Origin of the sequence: Burkholderia sp. KJ006, from assembly GCF_000262695.1 — a bacterium.
GTDB classification, from domain to species: Bacteria; Pseudomonadota; Gammaproteobacteria; order Burkholderiales; family Burkholderiaceae; genus Burkholderia; species Burkholderia vietnamiensis.
In genome coordinates this window covers 2,057,801-2,078,192 of record NC_017921.1, presented here as the reverse complement: position 1 = coordinate 2,078,192, position 20,392 = coordinate 2,057,801, and the positions used below count along the sequence as shown (strand labels likewise).

General features: G+C 69.2%; 20 protein-coding genes. 15 read left to right on the top strand and 5 right to left on the bottom strand.

Translation table 11 applies throughout. From position 1 onward, the window contains the following. Window positions 1-85 precede the first annotated feature (85 nt). Window positions 86-1,420: a substrate-binding domain-containing protein gene (locus tag MYA_RS23095; RefSeq protein WP_014725294.1), complete on the bottom strand. Its 1,335-nt coding sequence runs from the start codon at window positions 1,418-1,420 to the stop codon at window positions 86-88. 652 nt (window positions 1,421-2,072) lie between these two features. On the opposite strand from MYA_RS23095, the gene gspF reads away from it, so the two are divergent. After that, the gene (gene gspF, locus MYA_RS23090; protein ID WP_014725293.1) at window positions 2,073-3,290 is read left to right on the top strand and encodes a type II secretion system inner membrane protein GspF; all 1,218 of its coding nucleotides are present in this window, start codon (window positions 2,073-2,075) and stop codon (window positions 3,288-3,290) included. An 8-nt stretch (window positions 3,291-3,298) separates the two neighbouring features. Here the strand turns inward: gspF and MYA_RS23085 are convergent, their stop codons facing one another. Further along, window positions 3,299-3,742: a general secretion pathway protein GspC gene (locus tag MYA_RS23085; RefSeq protein ID WP_014725292.1), complete on the bottom strand. Its 444-nt coding sequence runs from the start codon at window positions 3,740-3,742 to the stop codon at window positions 3,299-3,301. Window positions 3,743-3,799: 57 nt separating this feature from the next. Between MYA_RS23085 and MYA_RS23080 the strand changes: the two genes are divergently transcribed. The 5 genes from MYA_RS23080 to MYA_RS23060 all read left to right on the top strand — a co-directional run bounded on the left by MYA_RS23080 (window position 3,800) and on the right by MYA_RS23060 (window position 7,305). Further along, on the top strand, window positions 3,800-4,312 hold the full coding sequence (locus tag MYA_RS23080) for a prepilin-type N-terminal cleavage/methylation domain-containing protein (protein WP_014725291.1): 513 nt from the start codon (window positions 3,800-3,802) through the stop codon (window positions 4,310-4,312). A 159-nt stretch (window positions 4,313-4,471) separates the two neighbouring features. Beyond that, the gene (locus MYA_RS23075; RefSeq protein ID WP_041494198.1) at window positions 4,472-5,209 is read left to right on the top strand and encodes a secretin and TonB N-terminal domain-containing protein; all 738 of its coding nucleotides are present in this window, start codon (window positions 4,472-4,474) and stop codon (window positions 5,207-5,209) included. Window positions 5,210-5,215: 6 nt separating this feature from the next. Next, window positions 5,216-5,782, top strand: coding sequence for an RNA polymerase sigma factor (locus MYA_RS23070; protein WP_011882516.1), 567 nt, complete (start codon window positions 5,216-5,218; stop codon window positions 5,780-5,782). Window positions 5,783-5,790: 8 nt separating this feature from the next. Beyond that, the gene (locus MYA_RS23065; protein ID WP_014725289.1) at window positions 5,791-6,789 is read left to right on the top strand and encodes a FecR family protein; all 999 of its coding nucleotides are present in this window, start codon (window positions 5,791-5,793) and stop codon (window positions 6,787-6,789) included. Between the two features lie 261 nt (window positions 6,790-7,050). Further along, the gene (locus MYA_RS23060) at window positions 7,051-7,305 is read left to right on the top strand and encodes a FecR/PupR family sigma factor regulator (RefSeq protein ID WP_014725288.1); all 255 of its coding nucleotides are present in this window, start codon (window positions 7,051-7,053) and stop codon (window positions 7,303-7,305) included. 244 nt (window positions 7,306-7,549) lie between these two features. On the opposite strand, the gene MYA_RS31855 is transcribed toward MYA_RS23060, so the two are convergent. After that, window positions 7,550-7,822 (bottom strand): hypothetical protein, encoded by a 273-nt coding sequence (locus tag MYA_RS31855; protein WP_014725287.1) that lies wholly within the window; start codon window positions 7,820-7,822, stop codon window positions 7,550-7,552. A gap of 38 nt (window positions 7,823-7,860) precedes the next feature. Between MYA_RS31855 and MYA_RS23050 the strand changes: the two genes are divergently transcribed. After that, window positions 7,861-9,501, top strand: a complete 1,641-nt coding sequence (locus MYA_RS23050) for a type II toxin-antitoxin system Phd/YefM family antitoxin (RefSeq protein ID WP_014725286.1) — start codon at window positions 7,861-7,863, stop codon at window positions 9,499-9,501. Between the two features lie 34 nt (window positions 9,502-9,535). On the opposite strand, the gene gspK is transcribed toward MYA_RS23050, so the two are convergent. Both gspK and MYA_RS23040 read right to left on the bottom strand, forming a co-directional pair. Continuing rightward, window positions 9,536-10,531, bottom strand: a complete 996-nt coding sequence (gspK, locus tag MYA_RS23045; RefSeq protein ID WP_014725285.1) for a type II secretion system minor pseudopilin GspK — start codon at window positions 10,529-10,531, stop codon at window positions 9,536-9,538. Between the two features lie 45 nt (window positions 10,532-10,576). Then, complete coding sequence (locus MYA_RS23040; protein WP_014725284.1) at window positions 10,577-11,158, bottom strand: hypothetical protein; 582 nt, start codon at window positions 11,156-11,158, stop codon at window positions 10,577-10,579. A gap of 902 nt (window positions 11,159-12,060) precedes the next feature. Between MYA_RS23040 and MYA_RS23035 the strand changes: the two genes are divergently transcribed. The 8 genes from MYA_RS23035 to MYA_RS23000 all read left to right on the top strand — a co-directional run bounded on the left by MYA_RS23035 (window position 12,061) and on the right by MYA_RS23000 (window position 20,329). Continuing rightward, complete coding sequence (locus MYA_RS23035) at window positions 12,061-13,653, top strand: ShlB/FhaC/HecB family hemolysin secretion/activation protein (RefSeq protein WP_014725282.1); 1,593 nt, start codon at window positions 12,061-12,063, stop codon at window positions 13,651-13,653. Window positions 13,654-13,721: 68 nt separating this feature from the next. Further along, window positions 13,722-15,527: a DUF2341 domain-containing protein gene (locus MYA_RS23030; protein WP_041494313.1), complete on the top strand. Its 1,806-nt coding sequence runs from the start codon at window positions 13,722-13,724 to the stop codon at window positions 15,525-15,527. 19 nt (window positions 15,528-15,546) lie between these two features. Further along, window positions 15,547-15,957 (top strand): ExbD/TolR family protein, encoded by a 411-nt coding sequence (locus MYA_RS23025; protein ID WP_014725280.1) that lies wholly within the window; start codon window positions 15,547-15,549, stop codon window positions 15,955-15,957. 4 nt (window positions 15,958-15,961) lie between these two features. Continuing rightward, entirely contained in the window at window positions 15,962-16,660 is a 699-nt protein-coding gene (locus MYA_RS23020) for an energy transducer TonB family protein (protein ID WP_011882506.1), read from the top strand. 92 nt (window positions 16,661-16,752) lie between these two features. Continuing rightward, the gene (locus MYA_RS23015) at window positions 16,753-18,567 is read left to right on the top strand and encodes a putative porin (RefSeq protein WP_014725279.1); all 1,815 of its coding nucleotides are present in this window, start codon (window positions 16,753-16,755) and stop codon (window positions 18,565-18,567) included. Between the two features lie 12 nt (window positions 18,568-18,579). Beyond that, entirely contained in the window at window positions 18,580-19,272 is a 693-nt protein-coding gene (locus MYA_RS23010) for a hypothetical protein (RefSeq protein ID WP_014725278.1), read from the top strand. Between the two features lie 56 nt (window positions 19,273-19,328). Further along, the gene (locus tag MYA_RS23005; RefSeq protein WP_014725277.1) at window positions 19,329-19,904 is read left to right on the top strand and encodes a YbjN domain-containing protein; all 576 of its coding nucleotides are present in this window, start codon (window positions 19,329-19,331) and stop codon (window positions 19,902-19,904) included. Window positions 19,905-19,921: 17 nt separating this feature from the next. Next, window positions 19,922-20,329: a hypothetical protein gene (locus MYA_RS23000; RefSeq protein WP_238539589.1), complete on the top strand. Its 408-nt coding sequence runs from the start codon at window positions 19,922-19,924 to the stop codon at window positions 20,327-20,329. The last annotated feature ends 63 nt before the right edge of the window (window positions 20,330-20,392 follow it).

Sequence of the window (20,392 nt, the reverse complement as noted above, 5' to 3'; positions counted from 1 at the left end):
ACCCCAAAGGTCGGCTTCCGACCTTTGGGGCTCCGTCCGTCACTCGACGCGCTTCATCCGCGCGCCGATTCGGAAGCGATCCGGCTTACCGGCCCGCGTAGCCACCCGAACCGCAGATGGTCGAGTCGTTGATGTCGAGGAAGTTGCCGCTCGAGTTGCTCAGGAAGTTCGCGGAAATCGCGGTCTGGAAGCTCGACGGAACGGTGTCGAAGCCGTTGCCGTGCACGACCGACGCGTAGCTCGCGTTCGTGTAGTGGTTGTTGAGGAAGTCGTGGATCGCCGTAGCCGCGGCGCCGTTCGCATAGCACTGGCTCAGGATGATCTGGCTCGTGCCGGAGACCGGATAACCGGATGCAGGGTTCGCCAATGCGGTATACGCCGAGCCCGACACCGGCACCCAGTTGGTCGGATCGCTGGCGGCAATGCCCGAAGGCGGAGCGATCGTGCCGAGCGCCGTCTTGGCGTTCGTATACGTCGGGGCGTAGTACGCCTTGGCCGCCGTGTTGTACAGGCTCGCGATCGGCAGTTGCAGCGCGCCCGACGACGTGACGACCGAGCTTTGCGACGCGAGGAACGTGTTCGTGTAGTCCGGGCTCAGATACGCGACGGCGGCCGTACCGGCAGCCGACAACGACGCGAGCGAAGCGCGCACGCCGCCGCTGCCCGACGCCGCGACGAAGTTCGCCGGCACGCCGGACGGGAATGCGACCGTGTTCGCGAACGTCAGCGAATCGACGAACGACACGCCGGTCTTGGTATTGGCCGTCGTGCAAACCGCGTGCAGATGGCGGGTCAGCAGTTCGGTCGTGCCGCTGCCGTCCGCACGGTAGACGACCGAGATCGCCTTGTTCAGCGGATAGGCCGAGCCGGTTTCCGGGTTGGTGACCTGGTTCCAGTTCGTCAGCTTGCCCGAGAAGATGCCGCACAGGTCGTCGTCGTTCAGCGCGACGCTGTGCGCCTGACCCGGCGTCGTTTGCGGCGTCGTCGTGCTCGTCACGGCCGGGCCGTTGACGACCGGCACCGTGATGGCCGTCACGATGTACGGGATCTGGATCAGCGGGCCGTTGGTGGTGCCGAGGCCCGTGTTGTTGTACGCGGTGACCTGAGCGGTCGTGAGCGCGGCATCGCTGTTGGCGAAATGCACGGTGCCGGTCACGCCCGAGCCGAAGAAGGTCGGCTGGTTGTTCAGGAACGCGTTCTGGCCGGCGCCCGAGCCGACCGAGTAGTACGTGAACGTGCCTTCGGACGTGCCGAACAGGCCGATTTCACCGGACGCCGGCGACACGGCGCCGATCGTCGGTGCGACGAGCGACGAGCCGCCGCCCTGAAGCACCGGGCCGGCGGCCATCGCCACCGATGCGCCCATGCCCGCGACGACGAGAGCCAGGACCTGACAGATCTTGCGCTTGCTGGATTTCATGAGAAATTTCCTTGGACGAAGATAAACGGGAACCCCTGCTACTGCGGTTGGAATACTTGTGGACCGCCGGGTAAATGTAGGTGTAAATCGAAAATGTCCGTGTGAATTTTTCATAACGAATGATGCGTAACATTTTGAGCGAATACGGCATTGCGTTACTGGAATTGGCGATGCCGTTATTTCGCCTGCGTTCGCTGCGGACCGGCGTCCCGGATGTTGGGCATCGCATCGACGCATCGTCGCAATGCTCGCCCGGGCGCCGCGCTTGCGCCGAGCCGGCGCACGGCAAAGCGCTAACCCAATGCCAAGTCGGTTTCATGTCGAATGGTGCGTAACATTTCACGCGTCGTCGCTTGAACGACGTTTTCGTCGGCATATTTAAATCGGCGAAACGTATTGAATCGAGTATTCGATCTACATTATAAGAGCGAGTGATTTAGAGATTCGGAGATTAAGGTGCGTGTTATGAAATCGTTTTTTTGTGAGGCGAGTTGAATCATATCGGCCGATAATCGGCCGCGATCAAAAAGGTAGCCCAACATCGGTCACAAATTTGCGCCGGTTTGCGCCTTAGTCTTGCGCGGGCGACGCGATCCGCCTTGCCGTCTCAAGTCATCGCGGGCGGTCGCGCACGTGACAGGAGAATCCCGGCATGTCGGCATTCCGCTACGAAGCGATCGATCCCACCGGCCGCACGCTGAAGGGCGTGCTCGAAGCCGACAGCGCGCGCGCCGGCCGCAGCCAGTTGCGCACGCAAGGCCTCACCCCGCTCGTCGTCGAACTGGCCGCGCAACGTCTGAACGGTGCGCGTCAGCGGCGTCTGTCGCTAGGCCGCAAGCTGTCGCAGCGCGAACAGGCGATCATCACGCGCCAGCTCGCGAGCCTGCTCGTCGCGGGGCTGCCGCTCGACGAATCGCTGTCGGTGCTGAGCGAGCAGGCGGAGCGCGAATACGTGCGCGAACTGATGGCGTCGATCCGCGCGGAAGTGGTCGGCGGGCATTCGTTCGCGAATGCGTTGACGCAGCATCCGCGCGACTTCCCCGACATCTACCGCGCGCTGGTCGCGGCCGGCGAACACACCGGCAAGCTCGGCGTCGTGCTGGCGCGGCTCGCCGACTACATCGAGCAGAGCAACGCGCTGAAACAAAAGATCCTGCTGGCCTTCACTTATCCGGGCATCGTCACGCTGATCGCGTTCGGCATCGTCACGTTCCTGCTGAGCTACGTGGTGCCGCAGGTGGCGAACGTGTTCACCAGCACGAAGCAGCAGCTGCCGACGCTGACGGTCGTGATGATGGCGCTGTCCGGTTTCGTGCGGCACTGGTGGTGGGCGTCGCTCGCGGCGACGGTCGCGATCGTCTATGCGATCCACAAGGTGCTGTCGCGCGATGCGCCGCGCCTCAGGTTCGACACGTGGGTGCTGACCGCGCCGCTCGCCGGCAAGCTCGTGCGCGGCTACAACACGGTGCGCTTCGCGAGCACGCTCGGCATTCTGACGGCGGCCGGCGTGCCGATTCTGCGCGCGCTGCAGGCGGCCGGCGAGACGCTGTCGAACCGCGCGATGCGCGCGAACGTCGACGATGCGATCGTGCGCGTGCGCGAAGGCTCGGCGCTGTCGCGCGCGCTGGCCCATACGAAGACGTTTCCGCCGGTGCTCGTGCACCTGATCCGCTCCGGCGAAGCGACCGGCGACGTGACGACGATGCTCGATCGCGCATCCGAAGGCGAGTCGCGCGAGCTGGAGCGCCGCACGATGTTTCTGACCAGCCTGCTCGAACCGCTGCTGATCCTCGCGATGGGCGGCGTGGTGCTCGTGATCGTGCTGGCGGTGATGATGCCGATCATCGAGCTGAACAACATGGTGCAGTGATGGGCGTGTCAGCGCGCGAACGCGTCGGCGTGCCCGGCCGCGGGCAGCGTGATCTCGCGGCGCAGCCCGTTGCGCTCGACGACGATCGAACGCGCGCGCACGTCGGCGAGCGTCGCGGTTGCGCCGATCGGCGCGCCGCGCGACACGACGCGGGCCGCGTCGCCGCCGACGCCGACGATCGCGGCCGCGCGGCGTGCGTCGAATGCGATCACGCCGAGCACCCGGACCGCATCGCGCCCGTCATCGGGCGGCGCGCCGAACAGCCGTGCGCCGGCCGTGACGTCGGGCGGTGCGGGCAGCATCGGCGCGGCAACCGGCGCTGCGGTCGTGCCGAGCACGCGCACCGCATACAGCGATACGGCGACGAGCGCGGCCGCGGCGGCCAGCGTCGCGACGACGGCGACGGGATCCGCGCGGGACGCGACGGTGTGGAGCAGCGTGAGCGGTTTCATGGCGATCGGGCGGTTCGGGCGGCGCTTTCCATTCTTTGACGCAACGGTGAATCCACGATGACGCGGCACGAAAACCCACGAACCACGGACGCGCGGCGGCCGCGCGCAGGCACGCAACGCGGCTTCACGTTGCTCGAGATGCTGGTCGTGCTCGTGATCGTCGGGCTGCTGGTCGCGGTCGTCACGCTCACGCCGTCGCGCAATCGCCGTACCGATCTCGCCGAGGAAGCGCAGCGGCTCGCGAACCTGCTCGAATCGGCGGGCGACGACGCGCAGGTGCGCTCGATACCGATCGCATGGCAAGCGGTCGGCGGCGGCTACCGGTTCGTCCAGCGCACCGACGGCGGCGGCTGGGCGCCGATGACGGACGACCTGTATCGCGCGCGCCGCTGGGGCGCCGCGGTGACCGGCGTCACCGTACGCTACACCGGCGGCGGCGACGCACCGTCGCCGGTCGTGCTCGGCAACGAGGGCATCGACGTGCCCGTCACGATCACGCTGTGGTCCGGCGACGTGCGGATGGCGGTGGTCGGCACCGGTATTGGCAACTTCGTCGTGCGCCGGCCGTGAGCGATGCGGCGCATGAGGCGGGCCGGTTTCGCGCGACCGCACGCTTCACCTGACTGTCACAGTGGCCGCTCAGAATCTGACGTTCGCTCGCGACGGTACGGCTGTCGGCGGGATGCGTTCCGGCACGCGGCGTGCAACTCCACTTCCGACCAGGGATTCATGACTCGTTCACGGGCGCCGACCGGTGTCGTGGCGCTCGTCGCGTGGCTCGTGTTCGTCGTGCCGTGCCTGCGCGGCGCGCTCGCGCAGGAGGCGGGTGTCGCGGGCCGCCCGCCGGGCAGCGTCGCGCACTTCGCGCTGCGCGCGCAGCCGCTCGCGAAGGCGCTGCAGGATTTCGCGCGCTTGACCGAGCTGCTCGTGCTCGCGCCGGCGCCGCTGCTCGACGGCCGCACGAGCGCACCGGTGCAGGGGGACTTCGCACCGCGCGACGCGCTTGAGCGGATGCTGACAGGAACGGGGTTGCGCGCGGAATTCGCGCGCCCGGACGAAGCGATCATCGTCGCGCAGCCGGCCGCCGACGCGGCGCCGTCCGCGGCCGACGCATCGGACGCCGCGCTGCCGATCGACGGGCTCGGCGAATCGGGCGAGCGGCGTGCGTTCGCGGGCATGCTGCAGGCGCATCTGATCGATGCGCTGTGCGCGCAGCCCGCGGCGGTGCCGGGCAGCTATCGACTCGTCGCGCAGGTGCGCATCGACAACAGGGGGACGGTGGTGGCAGTCAACATGGTGGCATCGAGCGGTTCGGCCGCCCGCGACGCGGCGGTGCTGCACGCGTTGCGCGCGCTGAAGCTGGACGATGCGCCGCCGGCCGACCTGCCGCAGCCGGTCACGATCCTGCTGCGGCCGGAGGGCAACGGCGTGCATTTTCGCTGTCCGCCGGCGGCGTCGCGAGGCTAGGGCGACATGTCCGATACGTCAGATACGTCCGACACCACGCGCGGCGGCCTCCGGAAGCTGCTGGCAGCGCGCTACGCGTACCTGGTCAGGCGTCTGGAGCGCGTGACCGGCTCGAAGGACGGCGCGACCGACGCACTGCACGAGACCTGGCTGCGTCTCGAGAACGCCAACGTGTCGACGCAGGTGACGAACGCGGACGCCTACATCCTCGGGATGGCGAACAATGTCGCGATCGACCAGCATCGCCGCGAGCGCCGCCATCTGCACGACGACGATGTCGAAACGCTGCTCGAGACGCCCGACGAGCTGGCCGACCCGGAGCGCATCGTTGCGGCGCGCCGCAAGGTCGACACGCTGAAGGACGTGCTGCTCGGCCTGCCGCCGCGGCGCCGTGCGATCCTGCTGGCCGCGCGCGTGGACGGGCTGCTGAACCGCGAGATCGCCGAGCAGTTCGGCATCTCGTTGCGGCTCGTCGAAAGCGAACTGAGCGCGGCGATGAAGTACTGCCTGCAACGCATGCAGGAAGACGGCGATTCGTACACGGGCTCGCGAGGCGGGCCGCGAAAATTTTGAGTACCCGGATGATGACGAAAGCCCAGGCAGAACCCGCCCACGACGCCCTCGACGAAGCGAGCGCGTGGCTGCTGCGTCTGCGCTCGGGCGAAGCGAGGCAGGCCGACGCCGACGCGTTCGAGCGCTGGTGCGCGCAGCGTCCGCAGGCGGCCGCGCTGCTGCGCGACACGTGGGGATCGTTGCGCACGGCGGCCGCCGAACTCGCGCAGGAAGAACGCACGAGCGCCGCGTGGGCCAGCGTCGCGAAGCGCGAGCGCACGATGCGCACGGGCCGCCGCGCGTTCATCGGCTTCGCGGTGGCCGCGGGCGCGTCGTGGCTCGCGGTGCGCCCGCCGCTGCAGCTGTGGCCGTCGCTCGGCGACCTGACCGCCGATTACCACACGGGCACCGGCGAGCAGCGCAGCGTCGCGCTGTCGTCGCGCGTGACGGTCGCGCTCAACACGCAGACGCGCATCGACATGCTGCCCGCGAGCGATGTCGCGCACGGTGTCGAAGTCGTCGCGGGCGAGGCTGAGATCGACGCGGCCACGCCGCCCGCCGGCCGCGCGACGCCGCTGCAGCCGGTGACCGTGGTCGCCGGCCACGGCCGCATGCAGGCCACGGTCGCGCGCTTCAACGTGCGGCGCACCGGTGCGCAGGTGTGCGTGACGTGCCTGTCCGGCACGGTCGCGCTCGCGCATCCGCGCGGCGCGCGCACGCTGAAGGCCGACGATCAGGTGGTCTACGACGATCGCGGCGTGCAGCCCGTAACGCGCGCCGATCCGGGCGCGATCAGCGCGTGGCGGCGCGGCATGCTGGTGTTCAACGACGTGCCGCTGTCGAGCGTCATCGACGAAATCAACCGCTATCGTCCCGGCCGGGTCGTGCTGCGGCGCACCGCGCTCGGCGCCAACCGGATGCAGGCGCAGTTTCCGATCGCGCGGCTCGACGACGTGATCGACATGGTCGGCCGCCTGTACGGCGCGCACATCACGCGCCTGCCCGGCAACATCGTGTTGCTGAGCTGACCGGCGCGTTCTTCGCCTTCTTTCTCCTTCTTTCTCCTTCCTCTGCCGCAACGGCCGGCGTGCTCGCGCTGCCGCGCGCGCGTTGCGGGTTACCGTCGTCCGATACGACCTGATCAATGAGGGCCGGCAAACGTCGGGCCGCCGTATGCGGCTGCCCGGTGGCGCGTGGTCGGATCCGGGGCGTGGATGGCGGGCGCCCCGGCCGTGCAGCGATGCGCGGCGCGGGGGATCGGTGTCGAGGCAGCTTCGGGCGGTGGCGTGATGATCGACGAATCGCAACGGGATGCGGATTCCGGCGACGCGCACGCGCGCGCCGACGCGATCCGCGAAGGCGCGGTGCGCTGGCTGCTGTGGCTGCGCACCGGCGAGACCACGGAACACGAACTCGACGCGTTCCGGCGCTGGCGCGCGCAGAGCGACGAGCATGCGCGCACCGTGCGCGAGCTGATCTGGATGTGGGCCGTGCTCGCGGCGATCGGCGGCCCGGAGCGGGGCGGCTCGACGCGTACGCATTGAGCGCTCGGTCCATGCGGCATGCCGGGCCGCGGCGGAATCGTTTTCGTCTGCGCGGCAGCGCGTCGTGCGCGAAATTCTGCGGGTTAGGCGCGCCCGCTTCGACCTTGTATACGAGAGAGCGAGGGGGCCGTGAAGCGGGACCGGAGGCCGATGCGGGCCTGCGGATCGCCGCCGCGTGGGGCGTGGGGTGTGGCGCAGTGAGCGGCCGGCCGCGGGCAGTCGTACGTGCCACGCCGCGCGGCGTCTAGCCGATCGTCCACGTCGCGTGGCGGTTCACACAGAAACGGGAAGCGTTCGAACAACGGGCGGATTCTTGCAGAGCAACGATATGGTCGACCATCCATTGCAGCAGCTCGCCGCCGTGCCGGACCTGCGCCGGGCGCCAGTCAGGCATCGTCGCGACGTGCGCGTAAGTGAAGTGCGCGTCACCGCGTGCGTCGATGGCGAACCGCGCGCCGCGATGGCAGGCGGCGGTGCGCGTTCGGTCGCTCGCGAGGCGGCTGCTGCGGCCCGGCAACGGCGAGCGTGCCGGGGCGAACGATACGGAGCGGCCCGATGACGCGCGCGGTGGTCGAACGCTTCGTCGAACAGAGCCCGATGGCGATCATGACGCGGCTCATGCTGCAATGCGCGCTGCACGACGACTGGCCCGATACGCGCGACGATGCAGGCGGCGAGCCCGACGACGAGCCGATCCGCGAGGCGCTGTTCGCGCGCGCGGTCGATGCGATCGCGGCGATCGCCGCACGGGCGCGCATGCGATCCGATGCGGGCGGCAGCGCATCGACCGGCGGCGCCGCGGTCGCCGCGCTGCACGACGCGATGAGCCGGCTGCGCGCCGGCTGGGGGCGTGCGCTCGTGAAGGACAGCGCGGAGCTGCTGCAGCCGATCGCGGCGGTGCGCGCGGACGAGCGCGGATTCGAGGGGATGCGGCTGCGCGTGCTCGAGGACGCGGACGACGGATGGACGCCCGCGCCGGATGCCGGCGATGGCGGCCGGCCGCGCGACGCTGCTGCGCGCGAACGCGCGCCCGACACCGGCGCGCGCGTGCTGCCCGTCTACGATCCCGATCTCGGATTGATCGTCGATCTGCTGCCGGTCGAACGCGGCCGGCAGAACGCGCGCGCGTTCGTCGCCGCGCTGCTCGAGACGGTGCGGCCCGGCGAGCTGTGGATCGTCGACGGAGGCTTCGATGCGGACGCGATCCTGTCGGGCTGGCCGCGCCGCGGCGGCGCGTTGATCTTGCGCGAACATGGGCGCGCAAGCGGATGCCGGCCGCTCGGTGCGTGGCGCGAGGCCGGCGCATGCGGCGACGGCCTCGTGTACGAGCAGCCGGTCGCGATGGCGGGCGGCGACGATGCGGCCGGTGCGTTGCGCCGCATCGAATGGCGTCGCGCGCGGGCGGACGGCGAGCTTGCGGGGACGACCACGCTGTTGACGGACTTGTCGCCCGCCCGGTTCGATGCGGTGCAGATCGTGCAGCTGTCGCGCCGACGCTGGCGCGACGCGCTGCCGTTGCCGCTCGCGCCGGTACGGGAAGGTGCGCCGTTCGGCGACGCGCCGGCGCGCGCGTCGCTGCTCGCGTGCGGTATCGCGGCGCTCGCGTACAACGCGTTCAGCATGATGACCCAGGTGATCGGCGCGGCGCTCGACCTCGACGCGCGCAATGCCGAACGTCTCCCGGCGCATATCGCCGACGGCGTCACCGCGGTCTACGCGGGGATGATGGTCGCGCTGCCGCCCGACTGGTGGCGCCGCTACGACCAGCTGCCCGCGACCACGCTCGGCCAGCTCGTGCGGCTGCTCGCCGTGCATGTCGATCCGCGCAGCGAGCGGCGCAAACGGCGCGACCGGCTGTCCGCGAAATCGCAGGCGCTGCTGCGCGCGGCGACGCTCGAACGGCTGCTGCACGACGACGGCGACGATGCGGCCGCGAACGTGTTCAGCCTGCGCACGATCGCGATGGGGACGCGCGACTTCAGCAGCAATCCGTCGAAGGCGCTGCGGCATGCGGGCGATGCGCTCGTGATGGTCACGAAATACAACCGGCCGATCGCGCTGCTCGTGTCGATCGACGACTGGAACCGCCTGCTCGGCGAAGTGCGGGAGACGAGCCTCACACGCTTGACGTTCGAGTGTGCGATGGCCCCGCAAGCGGCGCGCACGGTCGGGTTGACCGAGTCGTCGCCCGTCTAGCGCGGCGGCGCCTGCGCAACCAGCGCGGCCCGCTTCAACTCGCGAGCCGCCGCACCCAGATCACCGATGTCCACGTGAAGTTGCCGCTGCCGTAGCGCGCGATCAGCGTGTCGACGCGTGCGTTGATCCGCGCCGAATGCACGCGGCAATGCACGATGAAGTAGCCGCTGGTGACGCCCACGGCCGCGCCGTCGGGCAGCGTCGCGTTGCCGCCCGGCGCGGGCAGCAGATATTCGGCGATGTCGCCGGTGCTGACGAAGTACGCGGTGGCGCGCCGGTCGACGAGCCGCTTTGCCTGGCTTGCCGACAGCGTCGGAATCGCCGCGACGAGCACCGGCTCGGCCGCCGTGTTCGCATTCACCATCGTCAGGTCGGGCAGCACCGTCACGAACGGTGCGACCGCATCGATCGCACGTGCGTCGTAGCCGGGAATGCGGGCGAGATCGTCGACGCTCACGAGTTGCAGCGGCCAGCCGTCGGGGCCGTTCGTGTCGCGCAGCGAGCGCAGCATGTAGTCGGCTGTCGCTTGCGCGAGCGCGGCGTCGAGCCCGAGTGCGCCGAGCAGGCGCCGATACGCGAGCACGCCTTCCGCGTTGGCCTGCCACGGCTTGCCCGGCGCGACGCGCGACACGAGGTTCAGCAGGTTGAAGCGCGCCTGCGCGTCCTCGACGTTGCCGGCGATCGACGCGCGCGCAAGCTCCGCATTGACCGCGATCGCATCCGGCGGCAGCAGGTCCGACAGCCGCACGTCGGCGAACGGCGTCGACCACGGCTGGCCGACGAAGGTGACGTTCGACGTCGCGTTCTGCGCGCGCAGCAGCGCACGCGCCCATTCGACCGCGGCGCGCTCGACCCACATCGTCTGCGTCGCGAGCCGCTGGTTCTCGACGTCGCGCGTCGCCACCTGCTGGCGCCACAGCACGCTGGCCGCGAGTGTCGCCGCCAGCGCGACGACCAGCAGCACCGTCACGATCGCGATGCCGCGCGCGCGCGGCGCGCGTGTTGCACAGGATCTTCCGTGTCGATGCATTCGCGTGCCCCCGTTATGTGGTCGCAGCCGCGTTCAGATCCTGATTCATGCCTCGAACGCCAGCCATGCGTGAGCGATGCTCGCATGCGCAGATGACGTGACGCCGAACGTCGCCGCAAGCGCCGCGACCCAGCATGCGAGCGTCGCGGGGCGCAGGTCGCCGCCGTCGACGGCGAGCGGCCCGACCAGTGCCGCGATCGCATGCGAGCGCCACATCAGCAGCACGAACAGCGTGCAGCCGATCGCCGTCGCAACGAAGAACATGAACAGCGCGACCGTCGAGCGGCGCGTGAACGGCATGCGGTGATGGCGCTGATTCGCCGCGACGATCGCGATGCCGTTCGCGACGGGCACGATCGCGATCGCGAATGCCCAGAACATTGGCTGGTCGCTCGACGCGTTGACCAGCAGCAGCGCGCCGATCGACCAGACCGGCGGTGCGAGCAGCGTCAATGCGCACCATGACAGCAGTTGCCACGCGAGCCACGGCGCCCGCCAGCGCAACGGACGCGACGGACGCGGCGGCACGGCGCTGCGGGCGACGGCCGCGCGCTGCGGGTTCGGCGGTGCGGCCACGCCGGCGATTCGACCGGCGAGCCAGCGCACGAGCATCGTGGCGAATGACATGAAACGGACCCTTCGTCGGCGTGTTGTTCTCATTTGATTAAGACGGATCGGGGCGCGCGATACCGCAGCCTTTCACGATGCGTGCGCGATCGCCGTCGCTCTGGTGGATATCTTCAGCTCAATGTCACAAAAACTTCCCGATAGCATCAGACGATGGTCGGGCTGCCCGCATGGCGCGTCGCGCATCGCGCGATGCCCGTCGGGCGGCGTACGTTTGCCGACGCTGCAAGCAAGTGCAACGCCGTAGAGCCGTGATGGCCACGCAAACGATACGCATACGAAACCGGGGGCCACGCACATTCCTGCACGGCATCCCGCGCGAGCGCGCGGGCTTCCGCCGTGCGCGCATTGCAGGCCGCATGCCGTCGACGACGCTGCTGGAGCGGCGCCGTCGGCCGCGCGTATTCGCGGGCCGAGCGGCGGCTGCACGTGTTCGGCGTCGCGCCGGCCGCTCGCACAAAAAAGTTTGCGGCAATGCGTACTTCGTTCCGTCTAGGTAGGTGAGAGCGGCAAGCCGGTGCATCGGGCACGCTCGCGACGCGGTCGAATGCGATGCGGCCGCGTCGATGGTTGCGGGTTGTGCGATGACGATTCGTCCTTTCCGATTGACACGGTCGAGGCCGTTCGACAGTGCGACGGCGGCGACACGAACGGCGCCATCGTTCGATGCTACGGCTGCGGGTATCGGAAATCTCGGCAACGCACCGCGCAGTCCACGATAAGGATGGCGAACCAAGCGTCATCAAAGTGAAACAGGCATTTGATAACGGAGCGGGCGGCGCATGCAGCACGGCCGGTCCGGGAATCGGAACCACATAGGGGAATGGCGCATGCCGCCGAGAGTAGACCGCAAGTCACGCGAACGATGGCGGCTGAGATGCCGATGCCTCGCCGGCGCCGTAATGGCCGGCGGCCTGTGCGTCGCACCGGGCGTGCGCGCACAGCAAGCCGCCGCGGCGCCGGCCGCGAGCGCCGCCGCGCCGCAAGCGCCGGCGCCGCAGACGTTCGACGTCAACGCATTCGTCGTGCGCGGCAACACGACGTTGCCCGCGCTCGAGATCGAGAAGGCCGTCTATCCGTTCGAAGGGCCGGGCCGCACGCTGGCCGACGTGAACGGCGCGCGCGATGCGCTGCAGAAGGTCTATCAGGATCGCGGCTATCAGTCGGTCGTCGTCGAGTTGCCGCAGCAGCAGGTGAAGAACGGCGTGATCCTGCTGCAGGTGACCGAGGCGAAGGTCGGCCGGCTGCGCGTCGAAGGTGCGCGATACGACTCGCCGCAGAACATCCGCGACGCGGTGCCCGCGCTCGCCGAAGGCAAGGTGCCCGACTTCAACCAGGCGCAGCAGCAGCTCACGGGCCTGAACCGCTCGGCGGACCGGCAGGTGATTCCGGTGCTCAAGCCGGGCACGATGCCGCAGACGGTCGACGTGGATCTCAAGGTCGACGATCACAGCCCGCTGCACGGCACGCTCGAACTGAACAACGACAACAGCCCCGGCACGTCCGCGCTGCGCACGAGTGCGAGCCTCAGCTACTCGAACCTCTGGCAGCTCGGCCACGTGATCTCCGGCACCTACGTGATCGCGCCGCAGCATCCGAACGATGCGCGCGTCTATGCGTTTTCGTATCTCGCGCCGATCAGGGACACGCGCTGGAGCTTCCTCGCGACCGTCGTGCATTCGGACAGCAACGTCGCGTCGGTCGGCGGCACCAACGTGCTCGGCAAGGGCACAACGTACGGCTTCACCGCGATTTATGCGCTGCCCGGATCCGAAACCTACGCGCACACGGTCAGCATCGAGATCGACCGCAAGCATTACGACGAGAACGTGAGCGTGGTCGGCCAGACCTCCACCGCGCCGCTGACCTATGTGCCGGTGACGTTCTCGTACAGCGGCCAGCTGAGCCTGACGAACTCGCAGACGTCGTTCTCCGCGTCGCTGACGACCAACATCCGCGGCCTCGGCAGCGACTGGGGTGCCTGGGACAACAAGCGCTACAACGCGACGCCGGATTTCGTGTACGGCAAGTTCGACGTCAACCATACGCAGCGCTTCGCGAACGACATGCAGGCCAACGCGCACGTGAGCGCGCAGCTGTCGAACTCGCCGCTCGTGTCGAGCGAGCAGTTCGCCGCGGGCGGGATGAACAGCGTGCGCGGCTACATGCAGGCCGAAGACACCGCGGACAGCGGCGTGATCGCGTCGCTCGAGCTGCGCAGCCCATCGCTGTCGAAGTGGCTCGGCGGCGCGGTCGGCAGCCGCGTGAACGAGTGGCGCTTCCACGCATTTTTCGACGCCGCGCATCTGTGGCTGCTGAGCCCGCTGCCGGAGCAGACGTCGCGCTTCAACCTGATGAGCGTCGGCGTCGGCACGCGGCTGCAGCTGATGAAGTACGCGAGCGCGGATTTCGAGGCCGGATGGCCGCTGAAGGCCGGCGTCTATACGCGGCAGTACAGCCCGCGTTTCGATTTCTACGTACGGCTGGGGTTCTGACGGATTTTTTTTTGACCGTGCCGGGGCGCTGCGGCGAGCGCGGCGCCCGCACATTCGGGGAGTGGATCGTGAAGCGAGTCTTGTTTTTCCTGTTGGCGGCGATGCTCGGCGTGCTGCCCGGCATTGCCAACGCATGGTGGCAGAACGACTGGTCGTACCGGAAGGCGATCACCATCGACGCGAGCCCGAAAGGCGCGAACCTCGCCGAGTCGGCCGGCCGCGTGCCGCTGCTGATTCGCCTGCATTCGGGCAACTTCCAGTTCGACGGGCTGGCCGACAACGGCGCGGACATCCGCTTCGTCGCGGCCGACGACAAGACCCCGCTGAACTACCACGTCGAACAGTACGACCCGGTGCTCGGCGTCGCGCTGATCTGGGTCGACGTGCCGAAGATGCCGGCGGGCGCGGCGGAATCGATCTGGATGTACTACGGCAACAAGAAGGCGCCGGACGGCGGCAAGCCGGCCGACACGTTCGACGCCGACTACACGCTCGTGTACCACTTCAACGGCGCGCCGGGCACGCCGCCGAAGGACGCGACCGCGTACGCGAACAACGCGCAGAACGCGACGTCGCGCGCGATCGAGGACGGCATCGTCGGCAAGGGCGCGCGCTTCGACGGCAATGCATCGCTGACGCTGCCCGCGAGCCCGTCGCTGAACGTGCCGGCCGGCGGCAGCTTCACGTTCAGCGCGTGGGTCAAGCCGGCCGCGCTCGCGCCGAACACGCTGCTGTACAGCCGCCGCGACGGCGCGAACGCGTTGCTGATCGGCCTCGACAACGGCGTGCCGTTCGCGCAGGTCGACGGCGCGGCCGGCAGCGCGGCGCCGGTGCGCACGCCGACTGCGGCGCCGCTCGCCGCGAACCAGTGGGCCTATCTCGCGGTGACAGCCGACGGCAAGAACCTCACCGTCTACGTGAACGGCAAGCAGGCCGCGCAGGTCGCGGCGGTGCTGCCGGCGCTGAACGGCGCGGCGACGGTCGGTGCGGACGCGGCCGGCGCGCCGGCCGGCTTTGCCGCGTACAACGGCGCGCTCGACGAGCTGCGGCTGTCGAAGATCGCGCGCACGCCGGCCGCGCTCGCGCTCGATGCGCTCGCGCAGGGCTCGGAATCGAAGCTCGTCGCCTACGGCGCGGACGAGAAGCAGTCGGGCTTCGGCTTCGGCTACTTCGGCGTGATCGTGCAGTCGGTGACGGTGGACGCCTGGGTCGTGATCACGATCCTGCTCGGCATGGCGCTCGTGTCGTGGGTCGTGATGTGGACCAAGGCGCGCTACGTCGGCACCGTCGACAAGGCGAACCAGTACTTCGTGCAGCGCTTTCGCGAAGTGGCCGGCCGTCATCTGGTGGGCCTCGCGCACGTCGACGAGGCGAGCGCCGACGGGCGCCGGCTGTACCAGTCGTCGCTGTACCGCCTCTACAAGGCCGGTGTGCACGAGATCCACAGCCGCGTGGACGGCAACGGCCGCACGGTGATCACCAGCGAATCGATCGAGGCGATTCGCGCGTCGATGGACGCGACGCTCGTGCGCGAGAACCAGCGGCTGTCGAAGTCGATGGTGCTGCTGACCATCGCGATCTCCGGCGGCCCGTTCCTCGGCCTGCTCGGCACGGTGGTCGGCGTGATGATCACGTTCGCCGCGATCGCCGCGGCCGGCGACGTGAACGTGAACGCGATCGCGCCGGGTATCGCGGCCGCGCTGCTCGCCACGGTCACCGGGCTGTTCGTCGCGATTCCCGCGCTGTTCGGCTACAACTACCTGCTGATCCGCAACAAGAACGTGACCGCCAACATGCAGGTGTTCGTCGACGAGTTCGTCACGCGCCTCGCCGAAGCGCACCGCACGCCGGATCACGCGGTGCTGGCCGACTGAACGCACGCAGGAGACCACCATGCAGGTTCAGGACGACGACAAGCCGTACGACGACATCAACATCACGCCGATGCTGGACCTCGCGTACGTGCTGCTGATCATCTTCATCATCATGACCACCGCGTCGGTGCAGGGCATCAAGGTCGATCTGCCGAAGGCGAGCTCGTCCGCGAGCCTCGCGAAGCCGAAGACGAAGGCGATCACCGTGGCCGATTCCGGGCAGATCTTTCTCGACGCGTATCCGGTGACGATGGACGAGCTAGAGAGCCGGCTGCGCACCGAGAAGGCGACCAACCCGGAATTCCCGATCGTGCTCAAGGGCGATGCCGCCGTGCAATACCAGAAGGTGATGGACGTGCTCGACCTGCTGCGCCGCCTCGACCTGTCGCAGGTCGGCCTCGTGACGGGCAAGGCGAAGCAGGGCGGCTGACGCGATGGAAATGACCTACAACGGCGGCCCGCCGCACAAGGGCCCCGGCCGCTACGTGAAGCCGGTCGCGATCGCGCTCGCGCTGGCCGCGCTCGCCGCGCTGATCTGGCATTTCGCGGGCGATACGGCCGGCGTGAAGCGCGCGAGCGCGCCGCAGGTGACGACGGTGATCCCGCTGCCGCCGCCGCCACCGCCGCCGCCGAAGAAGCCGCCGCCCGAGAAGGTGAAGGACGAGGTCAAGACGCCGGTCGAGCGGCCGACGATCGCGCCGAAGCCGTCCGAAGCGCCGAAGCCGTCGGACGACCAGCCGAAGCAGATGACGATGAACGCGCCCGCGCAGGCCGGCACCGACAGCTTCAACATCGGCGCGGGCGACGGTTCGGGGATGGTCGGCAGCGGCGGCGGCGGCAAGTTCGGCAATGCGAGCTACGCGCAGTACATGGTGTACGTGCTGCAGCGCGCGATCGAGCAGGACAAGGGCGTGCAGGAAGCCGGCGGCGCGCGCTTCGCGGGTAGCCTGAACCTGTGGATGGACGCGTCCGGGCGCATCACGAAGGTGACGATCGCGCAGTCGACCGGCGACGCGAAGATCGACGCGGCGGTGCTCGCGGCGGTCGAGTCGCTCGGCCGGGTCGACGAAGCGCCGCCGCCCGCGACCGCGTATCCGGTGCTGGTGCGGCTGCAGGGGCGCAAGCCCGCATGACGCACCGCGCGCGAATGGCGAATCAATCCAAGGGGCAGCTCCGTCGCACGGATGCTGCCGCACAAGAAACGGAAATTGTTCGGAGTGCTTCGATGAGTCACAAGATGAATGGACCGGGCGCGGCGCCCCGCAGCGGGGCGCTGCCCGCGCGCCTGTCGCGCGTCGGCGCGGCGGTGCTCACGCTCGGGCTGGCCTGCGCGTCGACCGCGCACGCGCAATCGCTGGCCACGCAAGCCGCGGCGGGCAAGGCCGCGCCGACCGAGAGCGTGGTGATCAACCTGATCAACCTGCTCGTCAAGCGCGGCGTGCTCACGCAGCAGAACGCGAACGAGTTGATCAGCGAGGCGCGCAGCGAGGCCGTGCAGGCGCGCGCCGCGCGCGGCGCCGGCGTGCCGGTCGCGGCCGCGGCGGGCGTCGTGAACCCGCCGACGCAGCCGGGCGACGTCGCGGTGCCGTACGTGCCGCAGCTCGTGCGCGACCAGATCCGCGACCAGGTGAAGCAGGAGGTGATCGCGCAGGCGAAGGCCGAGAACTGGGCGCAGCCGAACACGTTCCCCGACTGGGTGTCGCGCATCAAGCTCGACGGCGACATGCGCGTGCGCGACGAATACCACTTCTACGGCAGCCGCAACGCGAACAACGTGACGAACTTCGCGGCGATCAACCAGGGCGGCGGCTTCGACATCAACTCGAACACCAACACCACGCAGCTGCCGACGCAGAACACCACGCAAAACCGCAACAACCTGCTGCGCTACCGTGCGCGGCTCGGCGTGACCGCGACGCTGTCCGACGAGATGATCGCCGGCCTGCAGCTCGCGAGCGGCAACGACAACGGCCCGGTGTCCACGACGGGGACGGCCGGCGGCGGCTGGGGCAAGAAGAGCATCTGGCTGAACAAGGCGTTCTTCGCGTACCGGCCCGCGCCGTGGCTGAACCTGACGGCCGGCCGTTTCGACAATCCGTTCTTCAAGTCGGACCTGGTGTTCTCCGACGACCTGATGATGGACGGCTTCGCCGCGAACCTGCAGCATGCGCTGCCGTGGAATCCGGACGTCACGCTGTTCGGCACGCTCGGCGTGTTCCCGATCCAGTACACGGGCGAGAACTTCCCGTCCAACAGCACCGACAAGGCCGGCAGCGATACCAAGTGGATGTTCGGCGCGCAGTTCGGCGCGGACTGGAAGATCGACGCGCGGAACCGGCTGAGGGGCGCGGTTGCGTACTACGACTTCCAGAACATGCGCGGCACGCTGTCGTCGCCGTGCGCGCTGTATCTCGGCGCGACCAGCTGCAGCACCGACAACGAGGCGCCCGTGTTCATGCAGGGCGGCAACACGCTGATGGCGCTGCGCAACATCGTGCAGAACCCGAACCTCGCACCGGGGATGACGCCGCAGCCGCAGCTGTTCGGTCTCGCGTACAACTACCGGCTGCTCGACCTGAAGGCGCAGTGGGATACGGTCGTCGCCGATCGCATCAAGCTGCGCCTGGACGGCGAATACGTGCGCAACCTCGCGTACAACGACAACAAGGCGTTCGCGGCGGCGTCGCTGCCGGTCAACAACTACGAGTCGACGTCGGTGAACGCGACGCGCGCCGACTATCGCAGCGGCCCGAACGGCTTCCTCGCGAAGGCGACGATCGGCGAGCCGGAGCTGCGCGAGAAGGGCCAGTGGAATTTCTCGATCGCATACAAGTACCTGCAGCCGGACGCGGTGCTCGACGCATTCAACGATTCCGACTTCCATCTCGGCGGCACCAACGCGCGCGGCTACGTGATCGGCGCGGCCTATGCGGTCGCGCGCGATACGTGGGTGTCGGCCCGCTACCTGAGCTCGAAGGAAGTGTACGGGCCGCCGGTGTCGATCGACGTGCTGCAGCTCGAGCTCAACGCTCGTTTCTGACCGGAGCCGCGCATGAACACGACCTATCGCACGATGCTCGCGGGCGTGCTGCTGCTGGCGGCCGGCGCAGCGCATGCGCAGAGCATCGACGACAAGCTGCGCAGCCAGCTGCGCTCGACCGTGCAGGAGTTGCGCCAGCTGCAGGACAACCAGGCGCAGTTGCAGGCCGACAAGGCGGCCGCTGAGAAGCAGCGCGACGACGCGCTCGCCCAGTTGAAGGCGGCGCAGGCCCAGCTCGCGGCCGCACGCGGCGACACGGGCGCCGAAGCGGCCGCGAAGCGCGCGCTGGCGGCCGAACGGGCGGCGCGCGAGCAGGATGCGCGCTCGCTCGCGAAGTACAAGGCGTCGTACGACGATTTGCTCGCCGTGTCGCGTACGCGCGATGCGCAGCATGTGCAGGCGCAGCAGGATCTCGCCGCGCGTGACACGCAACTGAAAACCTGCGAGGCCCACAATGCGGCGCTGTATCGCGTCGGGCACGAGATCCTCGACGCGTACGAGCATGTCGGCATCGGCACGTTCTTCGCGTCGCGCCAGCCGTTCGCGCAGTCGGCGCGCGTCAGGTACGACGAGCTCGCGCAACGCTACGGCGATGCGCTGTATGCGGGCAAGTACGACGCGGCCGCACGCGCGCCGGCTGCGGCGCCCGCGTCGGCGGCCGCCGCATCGGCCGCGAGCGCCGGTGCAAGTGCGAGCGGGCAGTGACCGCGAGCCGGCGCCGGCCCGAACCGATCGATTCGTTGAATACCGGGAACACAGACATGGAACATGAGCAAACCAACACCGCCGACGAACGCGCGGCACACGATGCGCCGATCGAAGCCGTCAGCGCCGAGCGGCTCGCCGAGATCCTGCGACGCGCGGGCTATCGCGTGACGGTGGCCGAACAGAACGGTGCGATGCAGCTGATGAGCGCGAGCCAGGGCGTCGGCTTCGCGGTGCGCTTCGGCAATCCGGCCGTAGGCGTGCCGCCGGCCATCGACGCCGCGCGGATCGTCTACCTCGACTACACGCTGTCCTGCGTGTTGCAGGTGCAAGGCGAGTTGCCGGCCGAACTGGTGGCGAACTGGAACCGGACCAAGCGCTTCGCGCGTCTCGCGAGCCACGGCGCGTTTCTCGCGCTCGAGATGGACGTGGTGGTCGCGGGCGGCGTGTCCGAGCGCCATCTGCGCTCGACGGTCGAGCTGTGGGACCGGCTGATCCAGGAATTCCTGCTGCATCTGCGCGACCGTCCGACGCTCGCCGAGCAGGAAGCGGCGGCCCGTGCGGCCGACGCCGACCGTCCGGATGCGCCGGCTGCCGTGACGGCGTCGTCCGGGGCCGCGGTGCCGTCATGATCGCCGCGAGCGCACGCGTGGGACGTCGGATCGGTGCCGCGCTGCGTGCGCTGCTGCCGCCGCATGCGCTGCCCGCTGCGAGCGACGCGGCGCCGGCCGTCTGGGTCGCGTATGCGGAGTGCGTGTCGCGGCGCCTGCAGGCGGTGCTCGACGGCGACGATGCCGTCGCGTGCCGGGTGCGCGCGGATGTCGGGCGCTGGGCCGATCGGCTCGCCGATACCGGCGACGACCGGCCGGTGCTGCCGATACGTGCGTGGCTCGACGGGCGCGGGCACGTGACGCGCGTCGATAGCGTGCCGGCCGGCGATCCTGCGGTCGATGCCGCGCTGCGCGACGCGCTCGTGGGCCGCGCGGTCGGCAGTGCGCCGCCGCACGGCATGACGCAGCCGATCGTGTTGCGCATGACGCTGTCGAGCGTGCGCTAGGGCGATGCGGCGATGAACGTGGCGACGCGCATGTCGTGCGACCGGCGGCGTGCGCACTTGAAC

What these genes read in the sequence shown, in the direction of transcription:
- MYA_RS23095 (WP_014725294.1), bottom strand. Translation starts at nt 1,420, where the DNA reads ATGAAATCCAGCAAGCGCAAGATCTGTCAGGTCCTGGCTCTCGTCGTC.
- MYA_RS23080 (WP_014725291.1), top strand. Translation starts at nt 3,800, where the DNA reads ATGACGCGGCACGAAAACCCACGAACCACGGACGCGCGGCGGCCGCGC.
- MYA_RS23015 (WP_014725279.1), top strand. Translation starts at nt 16,753, where the DNA reads ATGAGTCACAAGATGAATGGACCGGGCGCGGCGCCCCGCAGCGGGGCG.
- gspK (WP_014725285.1), bottom strand. Translation starts at nt 10,531, where the DNA reads ATGCATCGACACGGAAGATCCTGTGCAACACGCGCGCCGCGCGCGCGC.
- MYA_RS23060 (WP_014725288.1), top strand. Translation starts at nt 7,051, where the DNA reads ATGATCGACGAATCGCAACGGGATGCGGATTCCGGCGACGCGCACGCG.
- MYA_RS23085 (WP_014725292.1), bottom strand. Translation starts at nt 3,742, where the DNA reads ATGAAACCGCTCACGCTGCTCCACACCGTCGCGTCCCGCGCGGATCCC.
- MYA_RS23005 (WP_014725277.1), top strand. Translation starts at nt 19,329, where the DNA reads ATGGAACATGAGCAAACCAACACCGCCGACGAACGCGCGGCACACGAT.
- MYA_RS23035 (WP_014725282.1), top strand. Translation starts at nt 12,061, where the DNA reads ATGGCCGGCGGCCTGTGCGTCGCACCGGGCGTGCGCGCACAGCAAGCC.
- MYA_RS23065 (WP_014725289.1), top strand. Translation starts at nt 5,791, where the DNA reads ATGATGACGAAAGCCCAGGCAGAACCCGCCCACGACGCCCTCGACGAA.
- gspF (WP_014725293.1), top strand. Translation starts at nt 2,073, where the DNA reads ATGTCGGCATTCCGCTACGAAGCGATCGATCCCACCGGCCGCACGCTG.
- MYA_RS23070 (WP_011882516.1), top strand. Translation starts at nt 5,216, where the DNA reads ATGTCCGATACGTCAGATACGTCCGACACCACGCGCGGCGGCCTCCGG.
- MYA_RS23040 (WP_014725284.1), bottom strand. Translation starts at nt 11,158, where the DNA reads ATGTCATTCGCCACGATGCTCGTGCGCTGGCTCGCCGGTCGAATCGCC.
- MYA_RS23010 (WP_014725278.1), top strand. Translation starts at nt 18,580, where the DNA reads ATGAACACGACCTATCGCACGATGCTCGCGGGCGTGCTGCTGCTGGCG.
- MYA_RS23075 (WP_041494198.1), top strand. Translation starts at nt 4,472, where the DNA reads ATGACTCGTTCACGGGCGCCGACCGGTGTCGTGGCGCTCGTCGCGTGG.
- MYA_RS23050 (WP_014725286.1), top strand. Translation starts at nt 7,861, where the DNA reads ATGACGCGCGCGGTGGTCGAACGCTTCGTCGAACAGAGCCCGATGGCG.
- MYA_RS23020 (WP_011882506.1), top strand. Translation starts at nt 15,962, where the DNA reads ATGGAAATGACCTACAACGGCGGCCCGCCGCACAAGGGCCCCGGCCGC.
- MYA_RS23025 (WP_014725280.1), top strand. Translation starts at nt 15,547, where the DNA reads ATGCAGGTTCAGGACGACGACAAGCCGTACGACGACATCAACATCACG.